Annotated in this window: 17 protein-coding genes; 13 read left to right on the top strand and 4 right to left on the bottom strand. The window is 37.3% G+C overall.

The window, feature by feature from the left end:
• Positions 1–63: 63 nt before the first annotated feature.
• The 7 genes from K4422_RS05670 (at position 64) to K4422_RS05640 (ending at position 5597) form a co-directional block, all read left to right on the top strand.
• Positions 64–840 (top strand): PTS mannose/fructose/sorbose/N-acetylgalactosamine transporter subunit IIC, encoded by a 777-nt coding sequence (locus K4422_RS05670; RefSeq protein WP_230709687.1) that lies wholly within the window; start codon positions 64–66, stop codon positions 838–840.
• Complete coding sequence (locus K4422_RS05665) at positions 833–1627, top strand: PTS system mannose/fructose/sorbose family transporter subunit IID (RefSeq protein WP_230709923.1); 795 nt, start codon at positions 833–835, stop codon at positions 1625–1627. Before K4422_RS05670 ends, K4422_RS05665 begins: the two co-directional genes overlap by 8 nt.
• Before the next feature lie 18 nt (positions 1628–1645).
• Positions 1646–2122 (top strand): PTS system mannose/fructose/N-acetylgalactosamine-transporter subunit IIB, encoded by a 477-nt coding sequence (locus K4422_RS05660; protein WP_230709686.1) that lies wholly within the window; start codon positions 1646–1648, stop codon positions 2120–2122.
• An 11-nt stretch (positions 2123–2133) separates the two neighbouring features.
• Positions 2134–2550, top strand: a complete 417-nt coding sequence (locus K4422_RS05655; protein ID WP_230709685.1) for a PTS sugar transporter subunit IIA — start codon at positions 2134–2136, stop codon at positions 2548–2550.
• A 113-nt stretch (positions 2551–2663) separates the two neighbouring features.
• Positions 2664–3995, top strand: a complete 1332-nt coding sequence (locus K4422_RS05650; protein ID WP_230709684.1) for a glycoside hydrolase family 32 protein — start codon at positions 2664–2666, stop codon at positions 3993–3995.
• A gap of 174 nt (positions 3996–4169) precedes the next feature.
• Positions 4170–4688, top strand: coding sequence for an HdeD family acid-resistance protein (locus K4422_RS05645; RefSeq protein ID WP_230709683.1), 519 nt, complete (start codon positions 4170–4172; stop codon positions 4686–4688).
• A gap of 87 nt (positions 4689–4775) precedes the next feature.
• Positions 4776–5597 (top strand): ZIP family metal transporter, encoded by an 822-nt coding sequence (locus tag K4422_RS05640; protein ID WP_206903034.1) that lies wholly within the window; start codon positions 4776–4778, stop codon positions 5595–5597.
• A 258-nt stretch (positions 5598–5855) separates the two neighbouring features.
• Here K4422_RS05640 and K4422_RS05635 read toward each other — a convergent pair whose 3' ends face one another.
• On the bottom strand, positions 5856–6062 hold the full coding sequence (locus tag K4422_RS05635) for a hypothetical protein (protein ID WP_206903035.1): 207 nt from the start codon (positions 6060–6062) through the stop codon (positions 5856–5858).
• Between the two features lie 291 nt (positions 6063–6353).
• Here K4422_RS05635 and K4422_RS05630 point away from each other — a divergent pair, with 291 nt between their 5' ends.
• Positions 6354–6785: a GNAT family N-acetyltransferase gene (locus K4422_RS05630; protein WP_206903036.1), complete on the top strand. Its 432-nt coding sequence runs from the start codon at positions 6354–6356 to the stop codon at positions 6783–6785.
• 89 nt (positions 6786–6874) lie between these two features.
• Here the strand turns inward: K4422_RS05630 and K4422_RS05625 are convergent, their stop codons facing one another.
• Positions 6875–7621 (bottom strand): YibE/F family protein, encoded by a 747-nt coding sequence (locus K4422_RS05625; protein WP_230709682.1) that lies wholly within the window; start codon positions 7619–7621, stop codon positions 6875–6877.
• Complete coding sequence (locus K4422_RS05620) at positions 7618–8643, bottom strand: YibE/F family protein (protein WP_230709679.1); 1026 nt, start codon at positions 8641–8643, stop codon at positions 7618–7620. Before K4422_RS05620 ends, K4422_RS05625 begins: the two co-directional genes overlap by 4 nt.
• A gap of 303 nt (positions 8644–8946) precedes the next feature.
• Here K4422_RS05620 and K4422_RS05615 point away from each other — a divergent pair, with 303 nt between their 5' ends.
• From K4422_RS05615 to K4422_RS05595, 5 genes are all read left to right on the top strand, one after another.
• The gene (locus K4422_RS05615; protein WP_230709678.1) at positions 8947–9426 is read left to right on the top strand and encodes a PTS sugar transporter subunit IIA; all 480 of its coding nucleotides are present in this window, start codon (positions 8947–8949) and stop codon (positions 9424–9426) included.
• An 84-nt stretch (positions 9427–9510) separates the two neighbouring features.
• Positions 9511–10344: a PRD domain-containing protein gene (locus K4422_RS05610; protein ID WP_206903040.1), complete on the top strand. Its 834-nt coding sequence runs from the start codon at positions 9511–9513 to the stop codon at positions 10342–10344.
• A 217-nt stretch (positions 10345–10561) separates the two neighbouring features.
• Positions 10562–12166 carry a maltose/glucose-specific PTS transporter subunit IIBC gene (malX, locus tag K4422_RS05605; protein ID WP_206903041.1) on the top strand — a complete coding sequence of 535 codons (1605 nt, stop codon included), beginning with the start codon at positions 10562–10564 and terminating at the stop codon, positions 12164–12166.
• A complete protein-coding gene (locus K4422_RS05600) occupies positions 12163–13356 on the top strand; it encodes a MalY/PatB family protein (protein ID WP_230709675.1) in 1194 nt (397 codons plus the stop codon). The genes malX and K4422_RS05600 overlap by 4 nt, the downstream gene beginning before the upstream one ends.
• 181 nt (positions 13357–13537) lie before the next feature.
• Positions 13538–13945 carry a DUF4809 family protein gene (locus K4422_RS05595; protein WP_230709674.1) on the top strand — a complete coding sequence of 136 codons (408 nt, stop codon included), beginning with the start codon at positions 13538–13540 and terminating at the stop codon, positions 13943–13945.
• Positions 13946–14215: 270 nt separating this feature from the next.
• On the opposite strand, the gene K4422_RS05590 is transcribed toward K4422_RS05595, so the two are convergent.
• Entirely contained in the window at positions 14216–14365 is a 150-nt protein-coding gene (locus tag K4422_RS05590; RefSeq protein ID WP_173102006.1) for a hypothetical protein, read from the bottom strand.
• Positions 14366–14684: the final 319 nt, after the last annotated feature.

The raw sequence follows: 14684 nt of genomic DNA, 5'->3' as shown, positions 1-14684 counted from the left end.
GGATTTTATAAGTTGGCACGATTTTTGCTTTATATAAGTTAACAAGATTAAGGAGGAAGAAAAATGGACGTACAGTTATGGCAAATTATTTTAATCGTGGTATATGGGTTTTTCATTAACTACGATAAAAACGGCACGATGTTGGGAACTTCGCAACCCGTTACGGCAGGTCTTATTATTGGTTTGATTTTAGGGGATGTAAAAACTGGGTTATATATTGGTGGAACATTGCAATTAATGACGTTAGGAATTTCAAGCTTTGGCGGTGCTTCTGTTCCGGATTATCAGACGGCGGCGTTGGTTGGGAGTTATATCGCAATCACTACGGGACAAAACGCTTCTATCGGAATTACATTAGCTATTCCTGTCGCTATGTTAATGGTTCAACTAGATGTTTTAAAATGGACGACGAATATTTTCTTTCAAAATAAAGCGGAGAAATTTGCGACTGCTGGAGATTTTAAGAAGGTTGAATTAATGCATTTGTGTGGTGTAGCGAATACGATGCTGACATCTGGAATTCCGGTTTTACTAACAGTTATTGTAGGGCCAACAGTAGTAGGAAAAGTAATTGAGTATATTCCTGAATGGCTAACAGGGGGCCTAACTGTTGCTGGTGGCTTGTTACCTGCATTAGGTATTGGTTTATTGTTGCGTTACTTACCAGTAAAAGCTTACTTTGGCTATCTAATCATAGGGTTTGTCGGTGCAGTGTATTTGAATATGCCAATTCTTGGAGTAGCACTTTTAGGTGCTGCAATTGCTTTAATCTTATTTAAGAAAAATAGTGCAGAAGGTGCAAATGTACAAACAGCAGGAGGAATGGATGAAGATGAATAAAGAAGTTAGTCAAAAAACAAAAAATCGTGTCTTGTTCCGTTGGATGTTAAACGGCGGCGCTTCATTGAACTATGAAAAAATGATGGGGTTAGCATACTGTTATTCTATGATGCCATTTTTAAGAGAAAACTATAAAGATGATCCAGAAGGTTTGAAACAAGCTGTCAAAACTCACTTACAATTTTTTAATACTAGCCCTTATGTTGCACCATATGTAATGGGTGTAAATATGGGAATTGAAGAAGTTGAAAAAAAGAGTGCACTCGATACGATTGCAGCTTTAAAAACAGGATTAATGGGACCGCTAGCGGGTTTAGGCGATAGTGTTTTTGTTGTAATTCCTTGGACAATTTTTGGTGCTATTGCGGCTAATATGGCTTTAGAAGGTAGCGTTGTTGGTATCGCCATTTGGGTAATTGTAACGTGGTTGTTAAAAGCTTTAGGTATTCCTTTATTTAAAGCAGGCTTAAAATCGGGTACAAGTTTACTATCTTCAATTGAAACTAAATTAAAAGCTATTACAGAAAGTGTTGCAATCCTTGGTTTGATGGTTGTGGGAGCATTAATTCCAACTGTTATTAAAGCGAATATGGCGTTTACTTTTAAGCAAGGGGATTTAAAAATGACCGGGGATGATATCTTAAATCAAATCATGCCAGGGCTAATTCCAGCTATTTTAGTATTTGCAGTATATTATTTATTAGGAAAAAAAGTTAAGCCGATTTATATCATTCTTTTGATTATGGCTTTATCTGTTTTATGTTATGTAACAGGAATTTTAAAATAAATAAATGAGGTGTTAAAGATGGAAGGAATTATTCATATTCGAATAGATGACCGTTTAATTCATGGTCAAGTTGCGACACAATGGACCAACGAGTTAGGTGCAACTCGAATTATGGTTATTAATGACGAAATTGCTAAAAATGATGTGCAAAAAACAGTTTTGCGAATGGCAGCACCACCTAATGTTGCGACATCAATTATTTCTAAAGAAACAGCGGCGACAAATATTAAAAGTAATAAATATCGTGGACAGAAAGTTTTAATTGTAGTCAAGAGTCCCGTAGATCTCGTAGATTTAATTAATTTAGGATTACCAATTAAAAAAGTTAATGTTGGAAATATGTCAGTACGAGAAGGGACACGACACGTCCGCCCAACTGTAAGTATAAATCCACAAGAAGAACAAGCATTTCGCCAATTAATTGATCAAGACGTTGAAATCACTACAATTATGGTTCCTGGTGACAATACGATTTACTTGAAAGATGTCATATAAGGGGGATTGGTATGTATAAAATAGTTGTTGCAAGTCATGGTCCGCTTGCTGGTGCGATGAAAGAATCACTAAAATTCTTTTTTTCAAATGATATCGATGTTACAACAATTAGTATTGATGAACGTGGATTGGTTGCTTTTCAAGCTGAAATGGATCATGTGTTTCAACAAATTGGAACACATGATGTACTAATTTTTACAGATTTACTATATGGAACCCCATTTAATGAAGCTGCTAAAAGAGCAGCCACGTTAGAGCAGGATTTTGAAATTATCGCTGGCGTTAGCATGCCGCTTTTAGTCGAGGCAGTTAACTATCAACGGCAAATTAAAAAAATAACTGAAATTACACCATATTTATTGGAAATAGGAAAACCGAGCTCTTTCAAAGAAAAAATGATGGAAAATGTAAACACAGAAAATGAATAAAGAATAAAAGGCATAGGCTCTAATCTTTTCAATAGAATCGAGTAAGTATCTGTACTTGATTTTATTGAAAGAAAAGGAGTCTATTTCTGAATTCAAAGATAGGAAGAATTGCAATGTTTATAAAAGATGAAGTTAAGTATCGTTATAATTACCATATCTCTCCTAAGCAAGGCTGGTTAAATGATCCGAATGGCCTTTGTTGGTTTAAAGGCAAATACCATGTCTTTTTTCAGAGTAATCCTTTTGCCAATCAACCTGGGAAAAGTTACTGGGGCCATGTTTCTTCTGAAAATCTATTAGATTGGCAAGAAGAAGATTTTGCTTTAAGGCCTGATCAAGATTATGACTGTGATGGGTGCTATTCTGGTAGTGCCATAGAACTTAATGATAAGTTATTTTTGATGTATACTGGACATCAAAATTTATCCGATAGTTATAAAGAATCTCAATGTCTTGCTTTTTCTGAAGACGGCATAAATTTTCAAAAAGTAAGTAATAATCCTGTAATTGAAAATCCACCTGAAGACAATACAAATCGGTTTCGAGATCCAAAAATTTGGAAAAATGAAAAGAACATCTATGCTGTTATCGGCGGAGAATCCAAGGAAAACCGCGGTCAAGTCAATCTTTATCGTATGGGTGAGACCTTCGACAATTGGCAATATCAAAGAAAATTAGCTATTGCGCAAAAAAAAGACGGCATAATGTGGGAATGTCCTGATTATTTTGAAATAGAAGGTGATACGTTCTTGATTGTGTCACCTAAAGGGATGCAAGATGCAGGAATTAATGGGTTTGCTTCAGTTTATCTTCAAGGAGATTTTGGCTTTAACCAGACGTTAGAGGGCTATGAATTGAACTTGATTGATTTGGGCCAAGATTTCTATGCACCGCAAACTTTTTGGGACCCGATTGAAAAAAGAAGAATTATGTTTGCTTGGTTTGGGATGCCAGGACTTCAGGAACAAGAATTAAAAAAACAAGTTGGGGCATTAACACTCCCGCGTGTTGTAAAAAATAAGAATGGAAAACTATTATTTGCACCACTGCCAGAGTTGCAACAATTGCGGACCGACGAAAAAGCTTTACTGCCTTTTGATACTATTGAAGATTACTCCGAGATTAGGATGACACCTTTAAATAGACATTCGAATTTTTTGTTGAGAATAACTTCTAAAATAGAAGGGAGTAGCTATCAAATTAGCTATCAAGATCAAAAGATTGAAATTTCATTTTTTGACTCTTTGAGAAATGTCAGACAGTCCCAAAAAATAGATAAAGTATCTGAATTACGCTTATTTTTGGATTCGGGTTTAACTGAGCTTTTTATCAATGATGGACAACATACTTTCACAAATAAGTGTGAATTAATAGGGACCCTTGTAATCGAAATATCTGGACAATTACAAGTAAAGGCATACACTTTAAGAAAAGGAATCCAATAAAGCGCTATACTTCAAATCTATTCTTTTACTCAAAATCAATTCCCTGCAAAAAAAGCTTAACTTTTGACCGTTTTCAATCACAAGCGTAACATTATTAATGTAGATAAGCGATATGGTGCCGCAATTTTTGGCGTGGCGCTACATCTGGACATTAAAAAAGGAAGGTGAATTGTAATGGAAAAAAGAAGTTTTGACTGGGGTTCTTTGATCTTAGGTATTTTATTTATTATTGTGTCATTAATGTCTTTTCGTGATCCTGTTGGCAATCTCGTTGCAATTGTCATTGTCTTTGGTGTACTGGCAATTTTGAAAGGGATTTTTGAAATATTCTTGCGGAACCGGTTTAAAGATTTAACTGGTTATAAAGCAAAAATGCCCATTTTGGTTGGGGCATTAGATATTTTAATCGGAATTTTCTTGTTGTGGAATATGCAAGCCAGCATTTTGGCATTGCCGTTTGTATTTGCGATTTGGTTTATCGTGGATTCGATTTTTGGTTTATTTGGTTTAGAAGCTGCCAGAAAACTGAACAACGGCTATTTCTGGTTTTCGCTAATTGTTAATATTTTGGGAGTCATCGTTGGTTTCATGTTATTATTTAATCCGGTTTCTTCTGCTTTAACGTTAAGTTTTCTAGTTGGTTTTTACTTTATGATGTGGGGTATCACGCATATTTTGGTGGCATTTCGCTAAGAGTAAGCAGTTTAGATGAATAGTAAAATAGTCGCTCTCCTGTTCTTTTTATGCTACAGTTAAATAAAAAGAACGGGAGGTTTTTTTGTGCTGAATTGGATTTTACAACTGCAACCCTGGCAACAAGCCTTAACGGGAACGGCCTTTACTTATTTTATGACAGCACTTGGGGCGGCGTTGGTTTTTTTCTTTAAGGAAATCAAAAAGGATGTTTTAAATTTGATGCTCGGATTTGCCTCTGGGGTAATGATTGCGGCCAGTTTTTGGTCATTACTTGATCCGGCAATTGCACGAGCAGAAGAAAACGGCTCGCAATTTCCTTGGTTAGTTGTAGCGATTGGTTTTGGGGCAGGGGGCTTATTTTTATACATAGCCGACAAGACGATTCCCCATATGCACTTTGGGCCAGATCATGAGCAAGAAGGATTGCCAACACATTTAAAACGGACTATTTTATTGGTCTTTTCAATTACGCTTCACAATATTCCAGAAGGATTAGCTGTAGGTGTGGCATTTGGCGCAGCGGCCAGTGCTGATAATCCAACAGCTGCAGTCTTAGCTGCCATATCCGTTGCTTTGGGAATTGGGATCCAAAACTTTCCAGAAGGCGCAGCAGTGTCAATTCCGTTACGGCAAGAAGGACTTAGTCGGACAAAAGCATTTATTTACGGACAAGCATCAGGAATCGTCGAACCAATTGCCGGGGTCATTGGCGCAATTTTAGTTTCAAGAATGACCGCCATTTTACCTTATGCTTTAGCTTTTGCAGCTGGTGCAATGATTTATGTCGTGGTAGAAGAACTCATCCCAGAAGCACAACAAGAAAGCTCCAGCCATCGCCATTTTGCGGTGTTTGGTACCATGTTAGGCTTTATGATCATGATGATTTTAGATGTAGCACTAGGCTAAAAATTTAATTCTTAAAAAAAGAGCGCCTCAAAACTAGGTTAAAGCCTAATTTTGAGGTGCTCTTTTTTTAAAGGGAGTAATATTTTTTTTCTTGTGAAAAAATATTGCTTTGATTTATTAGTACAAGCTGACTTTTCGAACTAGCTTCACAAACTAGCTCTCCAAGAAATAAGTCGAAATTTTCAAAAATTTGAGGAACAATTTCTGAAAATCTCATTCTTATTTTTTGAGAGCTAAGCGTAGTTTGTTCCGCTTTTCTTAGTAATAGCGGCGGTTGTTGCGTTTTGTAGAAGTGCCGGTTAAAAAGCGGACGATCACAATTGCAATTAATAAAGGAATCCCAAAACGAAAGACCAATGCAATTAATGAACCTGCAATCCCCAACACTAAATTCAAAATGATCCCTGCGACAAAAAGGAAACCAATAAACATCAAAATGCGCATTAACATTGAATTATTTTCCATAATAACTCCTCCATTTATTTAAAAGCTTGCGTCAGCTGCCAAAAGTGATTCTAAAACCAACTTTTCCTGTTCGTAAGTAGCTAGCGGCTCTCTTTTTTTCTATGGATTTATCATAGCAAGGATAACGGTTGTTTTAATCGGCCAAAAGTCCGATATTTTCCTCAGACTATGTGCGGAAAATCTTAGTGCTGCGTTTACTTTAGTAAAAAGGAGTTAAATTTTTGCTTCGGCGTTTTTTTTGTTATGCTAAAGCTAAGCGAAAAAAATTACAAAAAGAAAGTAGGTTTTTTCATGGAACTAAAGCTTGGCAATGAAAACTTTCAACGGGCAGCAAGTTGTTTTATCCGCATGGAAGTCTTTGTTTTGGAACGAAATATTCCGTTAGCAGAAGAGTTTGACAATCTCGATACGCCGGAACGTGTTTATGCGGTTGTCTACGATGAAAATTTGCCAGTCGCAACTGGTCGAATTGTTATTGAAGATGAAAAAACGATTCGTCCTACGCGAATCGCTACTTTAAAAGCGTATCGCAAACAAAATTTAGGAGCCAAGATCATGAAAGCAATCGAAGCTTATGGGGTGAAAAATGGCTATATTCATTCTTTGGTGCATGCCGAACAGACGGCGGTAGGTTTTTATCAAAAATTAGGCTACAAGATTTGTTCGGATATTTATTATGAGGATGGTGTACCTTGTCAATCATTGGAAAAAGCTTTGGTTTAAGTTTGATTTCAATTTTCGACAAGCTGGTTAAAAAGTGGGGAAAGCGGTGCTATCGGCTTTTCCCACTTTTTTATTTGATGCTGCTGCGGTTAGCGGGTAAAAAATTTTGCGCCAAAATAAGCAGTGAAAGGTAGTGTGGCCACTGTCATAATTCCAGCTAAAATACTAATCACAAGCTCTGCTACAAAAGCTTTGGCGTTAATGAGTGTTTCAAAAGAATAGTGCAAATCACTAAACCAAAAAATTAAAGCGAGGTTATTGGCGACAAAAGCAAAGAAGAGGGTATGAATACTGGAACCTAAAATTTCTTTAACAACTTTCATGCTTGATTGAAAAAGTGCCGTGGCAGATAAAAGCTGCCCTTGATAGCGTAACTCGTAAAGTGAGCTTGCCACCGCCATGCTCGCATCGATCACAGCACCAGCCATACTCATAATAATTAAAACTGTCGTGAGAGCTTGATATGAAATGGGGACAGCGAAGTTCATCGTCGCCAGTTCGTCGATTTCTTCAGGCGTGAAACCAGCAATCGCAATGCTTTTTGTTAAGAGTGGAATCAGTAAAATCATCAACGTAAATGTTATGACCGAGCAGAAAAAAGCGAGTTTGGTCTTTGGATTAAAACCATTCGTATAAAATAAAATAATTCCCGTCAATGCTAGCAAAACGACAAGAAAAATCGGCAGAACAGCAAAGTTGCGACTGATTAAATAAATAGCCACTAAAAATAGACATAATGTCATAAAAATGCCGGTAATTAAGTAAAAAGCGGGTTTTCCTAAAATCAAAAAACTTAAGAGACAAAGAATAAAAAAGAGAAAAAGTAAAACATTCACGCTTTGCGCCTCCTTTCAAAAATAACACATAAAAGACTTGCGGGAATGGAAAGCAAGATGGTAAAGGCACCACAAAAAGCGCGCAATAATTCCAGGGATAAATGAAGCTGTAACGTTGTGACAAATGGCCAGCCATTTTTTAAATAAAAGACCAGCATGGGAATTGAACCGCTCAAATATGCAAATAATAAAACATTAATCATCGAAGATGTGACATCTTGGGCAATGCGCTGTCCAGAGCGTAACAATTCTTTTTGGGTGATGGTGGGTTGTTGATAGATAAGTTCTTTTAATGACGACACCAATGTCACCACCATATCAACAGCTGCGCCAATTCCACCAACAAGTAAGCTTCCATAAAAAACACCTAAATAAGGACGCGTTAAAAATTGCATCTCCTCAAAGCGGATGCCGTTGTTCTCAAAAGCCTTTAAAGCTAGAAAACAAATCAAAAAGCCCCCCAAGACAATGCCGCAAGTTGTGATGATTAAATCACTGCGAAAAGCCTTGATGCCGTAATTGGCCAAAAAGGTAATGATGATGGAGCAGACACCGTAAATAAACATCAAGCCTAATGTTGGTATCTGTAAAAACGAGGTATCTAATTTTAGTAAGGCAAAAAGCAATGCCAAGTTCAGTAACAGCCCTAAGAGTGCCCTCATGCCGGCGACTTCTCCTAAAATCAAAACAAAGCCCAAAAAAATCAATAAAAGACAGACAACGATCCCGTCTTGTTTTTCTGTAATTATTTCTTCTTTGTTGTGATTAAGTAAAAGCTGTTGCCCTTGTTTGAAATCAATTGTAAGGGCAGAAACGGCATTGGTATCCACTTTAATTGTGATATTTTCCTGGTGATGATTGACTAAACGGCCAGAGATCGTAAGCTGATTATCTTGTTTTTGAACGTCCTTCACTTTTAAAATAGGCGCTTGATAAAAAAGTCCACTATAGTGTTGCACGGCAATGCCAAGAGTAATCGCGCCAATGATCAGCAAAAGCAGTGCAATAAATTTCTTCTTCACAAAAATTTACTCCCTTCTTTTAAGGAATACTAAAAATATACACCTTGCAATTAGTGGTTACAAATGTCGCAATTGTCATTTGAATGAAGATACATGTTATTTTTCATGGGGTGAGTAGAAAATAGAGGTAAAGGACGAAAAAAACAGGAGCACGTATTCTTATCTGCGTTATTTTTATTATTTCAACCCAATAAATCATGTTCTAGCAATCAAAATTAAAAAACACGGACCATTTTTATCTTGCATAATCTGAAACCGCATACTATACTTGTTACAAACTTTTTAGGAAAGTAGGAAATTGAAATGTTCTTCAATAAAAAGAAAAAAAGTGAAACAATTTATAATCCAATTAATGGTACTTTAAAAGAATTAGCACAGGTTAGTGATCCAGTATTCTCAGAAAAAATGATGGGGGACGGTTTTGCGGTAACGCCAAAATCAGGGGTATTATATTCACCAGTAAATGGGACAGTATCAAGTGTTTTTCCGACAAAACACGCTCTTGGGATCACTACTAAAAATGGTTTAGACGTCTTAATTCACATTGGCATTGACACAGTAGAGTTAAATGGCGCTCCGTTTGAAATTTTCGTAAAAGAAGGCCAAAGCGTTGCACCAGAAACAAAATTAGCGACGATTAATTTGCCTCTTTTAGCTGAAAAAGAAAAAGAAAATGATGTGATGGTGATTTTTACTAACATGGATGCCATCAAGTCAATTGAATTAAAAATAACAGGAGATTCAAATTTTGCAACTGAAATTGGAACGGTGGTAACGAAATAACTGTACCAGTACAGTTATCAAAAAGGTGTTGACACCGTTTTCAAATTCTGTTAAATTGAGCATGCAGAACAGAAAGGGACCGTCATGAAAGTTATTAAAGTACTGAACAATAGTGCGGCAATCGTCTTAGATGACGATCATGAAGCAATTGTGATTGGCAATGGCCTTTCTTTCGGCAAAAAAAGTGGTGATGAAGTTGATCCGTTAAAAGTTGAGCGGAAATTTGTTGCCAATACGAACCAAATCGACGAGAAATTCCAAAAACTATTTGAAAAGATCAGTTATGAAGAGTCAAGTCTGGCTTTTGAGATTATTGAATATTTCAAAGAACAATTGGATTATCCGCTAAATGATCTAATTTATCTTTCGTTAGCAGATCACATCAGCTTCGCTATTGAACGTGCCAAGACAGGTGTATATCTGCCTAACGCGGTACTTCATGAAGTACAGATGTTTTATCCAGCGGAATATCGGTTAGGGGCGTGGGCAGTTTTGCTTTTGAATGAAAGGGCCCAAGTTAATTTACAAGCAGATGAAGCGGGTTTTATTGCGCTGCATATCATTAACGCTCGCTGGCAGGCAGACAAGACGCACTCCGAGCAAGATTTTAACAAAATAATTCGTGATTTGATCGCAATTCTAAATGAAACCTATCAACAAGATTTTAAGCATGACAGTATTAATTATCATCGCTTGGTGACGCATCTGAAATATTTCTTATTACGGGAATTTGGAATGCAGCAGCAGGCAAAAGTAGATGATTTCGGTTATTTTGATCAAGTCATTAATGATTTTCCCCAGGCTTATGCCGGGGCTGAAAAAATCGCCAAATATTTGGAGACGTTTTTTAACCACAAAGTACCAAAAGAAGAAAAGGTCTTTTTGACCATTCATATTAATCGCATTCTTCAAAACTAGAGTGTTACTATTCGGTAGGCAAGATCTAGTCAGAAGGGTTTCTAAAACGCAGTGACGACTGCTGTCTTTAGGCTACCTTCTGACTAGGTCTTTTTATATTTCACTTTTTAAAGCGGTTACTTTTATTGTTGCATGCCAATTTTGAGTAAGTAAAAAAGTGGAAAAGCTGTTTTAAAAAATTTGAAAAAGTGAGCAATCAAAATTAGGAGGAAAGAAAATGAGCAACGCAGCGACAGTATCACGATCACTTAGGACGAAAGTTTTAAGCTTTTTACAAGAGTTGGGGAAAACCTTCATGTTCCCCGTTTCAACACTAGCTTTTATGGGGATTTTAGTCGGGTTAGGCAGTTCGGTAACTTCAGAGGCAATGATTGAAAAATTACCTTTTTTAGGCAATGATATTATTCAATTTATTTTTAGTTTTATGAATACAGTTGGTGGCTTTGGTTTTACTTATTTGCCAGTTATGTTTGCCATGGCAATTCCCTTTGGAATGTGCAAACGCAATAAAGGTGTAGGCGCCATTTCAGCTTTTGCCGGTTATGTGGCCATGAATTTATCCATTAACTTTTTGTTGAATTATCGTGGTGAATTAGCAGATGCTGCTAGTATGAAAATTGCCGGCCAAAACATGGTCTTAGGTATTCAAAGTATTGAAATGGGCGTTTTAGGTGGGATTATTGTTGGTCTAATCGTCTATCTATTGCAAGAAAAATTCCAAGATATTCGCTTACCAGATGCCTTTTCTTTCTTTGGCGGTATTCGCTTTATTCCAATTGTTAGCGTTTTAGTTTTGGGCTTGGTTGGCTTAGTGGTACCTTTTACTTGGCCAGTATTGCAATCGGGCATTGAAGCATTGGGCAATGGGATTCAAGGTGCGGGTATTTTCGGTCCGTTCTTATATGGGTTAGGCGTATTATTATTAAAACCTTTTGGGATGCATCATATTTTACTTGCATTGGTTCGTTTCACAGAAGCTGGCGGGACTCAAGTTGTTGACGGCAAGCCAATTTCAGGGGCATTGAATATTTTTTATGCCCAATTAAACGCAGGAGAAGCAATATCTCACCAAGCGACTGCTTTTCTTTCACAAGGTTTCATGCCAACCTTTATGTTTGGTTTACCTGCCATTTGTTTAGCGATTTATTTAACTGCCTATAAGAAAAATCGTCCGGGCATTAAGGGCATTTTAATTTCAGCAGTTTTAGTGGCGGTTGTTACCGGAATTTCAGAACCGACTGAATTCTTGTTCTTATTCTTAGCACCAGGATTGTATTTATTCCACTCCGTTATGTCTGGGGCAGCGTTGATGGTAATGAGTCTAATCGGTGTAAATATCGGCAACACCGACGGCGGGATTTTAGATTGGTTGATTTTTGGGATCATGCAAGGCAATGAAACAAAATGGTACTTGTTGATTCCAGTAGGGATCATCTGGTTTGCTGTTTACTTCTTTGTTTTCCGTTGGTACATTTTGAAACACAATTTAGAAACACCTGGACGGGAAAAAGAAGAGGAAGTTACGTTGGCAGATGGTGTCACAGCAAAACCCAAAACATTTACAAAAGGCAATGGGATTTACGATCCAGGTATTATTTTGGACGCTCTAGGTGGCAGTGCCAATGTTACCAGCTTGGATAATTGTGTTACGCGTTTACGCCTGCAATTAAAAGATAAGAGCTTGATGGATAAAGCAACCTTGAAAAAAGCGGGCGCTTTGGCAATCGTAGAATTAGATGATCACAATGTCCAAGTGGTTATTGGTGCCCAAGTACAGACGGTGAAAAACGGGATTGAAGAAATTATGGTGAGCCCAGCATGATGAAAGTTGACTATCAATTTGACCAAATGGCAGATCGCACCATTGACCATGCGAGAAAATGGGATCAAAAAATTATTCAAAGTAAATATCCTGGTACGCCAAAAGACTGTATTCCGATGTGGATTGCGGATATGGATTTTCCGGCAGCGCCAGAAATTAACGCAGCCTTTATGAAAATTGCACAAAATGGTGCATACGGCTACACCTATGCTTACGATGAATTTTATGAGGCGGTCATTAATTGGCATAAACGCCGCCACAATAATCAAGTTAAAAAAGAATGGATTACCTTATCTTATGGGACTGTTTCGACCATTCATTATTTGTATCAAGCTTTTTGCCAGCCCAATGAGGCGGTGATCATGAACACACCTGTTTACGATCCATTTCGTTATGCCGCAGAGCATAACGGGATTAATGTGGTGGCCAATACGCTTGAAATCGTCAATGGGCAATATGAAATTGATTACACTTTATTAGAAGAACAATTACGCACCAAACGACCACGGGTTTTCTTATTTTGTTCCCCGCATAACCCCTCTGGTCGCGTGTGGCACATAGAAGAAATTGAAAAAGTGGCCAAATTATGTCGCCAATACGGCACAATTTTTGTCAGTGATGAAGTGCATTCAGAAATTATTTTAACTGGAAAATTTGTTTCGGCTTTGCAGCTGCCAAAAGAATACCACGATAATCTGATCGTGTTGACATCTCCTAACAAAGGTTTTAACTTAGGCGGTTTGAAAACTTCTTATTCCATTATTCCAAATGAAAAATTACGGCAGGTATTTCGTCATCGTTTGGAAATGAATTCCATTACTTCGCCGAATTTATTCGGGGTTGTAGGAATCATTACCGCCTACAATGAATGTGAAGATTGGCTGGAAGCTATGACGGACTACATTCGCGAAAACTACCGCTACACCAAAGCTTTTATTGCCGAAAATTTGCCGGGCTGGGAATTAATGGAAATGAGTGCTTCATACTTGCCGTGGATTGATATTTCCAAAACCGGCAAAACTGCCTTAGAGATTGTCGAACCATTGGCAAAAAGCGGGGGTGTCATTATTGAACCGGGAACCAATTATGCCAGTGACGGTGAAAATTTTGTCCGCTTAAATATCGGCACACCAAGAGGAATTTTAGCAGAAGCGCTAGAGCGTATGAAAGTTTTTGTTGCGCAAAACTAAGCCACATATCTAATCAAGATCCGTCTTTTAGTCGTAAAATTAGTTTAAAAACTGATTTTACGACTAAAAGCGGATTGTTTTTTTAGCGTGTAAGCAAACGAAAAAATCTGCTATTCAAAAAAAATAAAGGGCGGTATAATAAAACAAAATTATCTGTATCAGTAAAAAAGGAGTAATGCACATGAAAGCAGTAATCACCAGCGAAGAGTTTTATACCCAAGGGGGCTGCAATGCTTGTCAGCCTTTTACCATGGCGACGTATGATTTAACTTTTGAAGATGGCACGATCACCTCGTTAGAAGAATTGGACATGGCTTCTTTAATTATGGCGTTGGCGCAAAAAAACCAGTGGCGGCAAAGCTATGTAGAGGATGATTTTGACGATATCCTAATTTATCAAAAAGGCGATAGGAAAATTGCGGTCAAAGAAACACCGCGGAAGATCACCTTTCAAACTCAGAAAGAAAAGAAAACTTTCGATAAGAAAAACTGTGATCTAACGGCTTTATTTGCTCAAGTCAACGAGATCTCTACCGGGCTTTTCAATTTGGAAAAAACAGAATTTGAAGTGAAGCCTTTAGAAAAATAAAAATAGCGACAAGACAAAAATAGGCTCTGGGTTAGTAGTTGGGATTATCTTTATGTCTCAGCTGATAACCTCGAGCCTTTTTAGACTTAAAAAGATAAAAATTCACACGTAGCCTGCTTGTTTGAAAGGTAGCCTGCTTTATTAGCGAGTCGGCTTTTTTGCAAAGAAAACTTAGCAAATTTAAAATTTTAGACAACAAAAAAGCACCTGCACATAAATTTGCAGCTGCTTTTTAAGAATAACTGGAATCTTCCATGGGATTTGAACTCCTTATGCAGATTTTTGTAATTCTTGAACCGCTTGTTCAATCGTTACACCGGTAGCAAAGTGGTTACTGTTGCGTTGGTCAAAAACGATAAACAAGTTCAACTTGGTGTCTAAAGTTACCCGATAAGGTACTTGTGTGTTATAGAATGTCATATTCATTCTCCTTTCTTTTGTTTGCTTACGAAAGGCAACTAAGTTGATAACGAAATTCCACTGTTATCATACTGCCATTTCAGAAAATTTTCAAACTTAACGCTTGCATCCTTAAAGACGCTGTTGAAAATGTGTGCATGCTTTTACTTTGCGGTAAATCAAAACGTTGCAAATTTTTAGCGAAGCTAGCGAATCTTTTGTTGCGTTTTTTATTAGTCACAATATTATGGCTGATGCCATGAGGATAATTTTACAAGCGCTGGCAGATAAGAGCTGGCAGGATTTTTTTACAAAAGCTAAGAAAGTCTTTTGCATTGCT

This window comes from Enterococcus sp. SMC-9 (assembly GCF_021011285.1).
Taxonomy (GTDB): domain Bacteria; phylum Bacillota; class Bacilli; order Lactobacillales; family Enterococcaceae; genus Enterococcus_C; species Enterococcus_C montenegrensis.
Note: the sequence above shows the minus strand (reverse complement) of the source record. Positions and strands in the feature narration are given on the sequence as shown.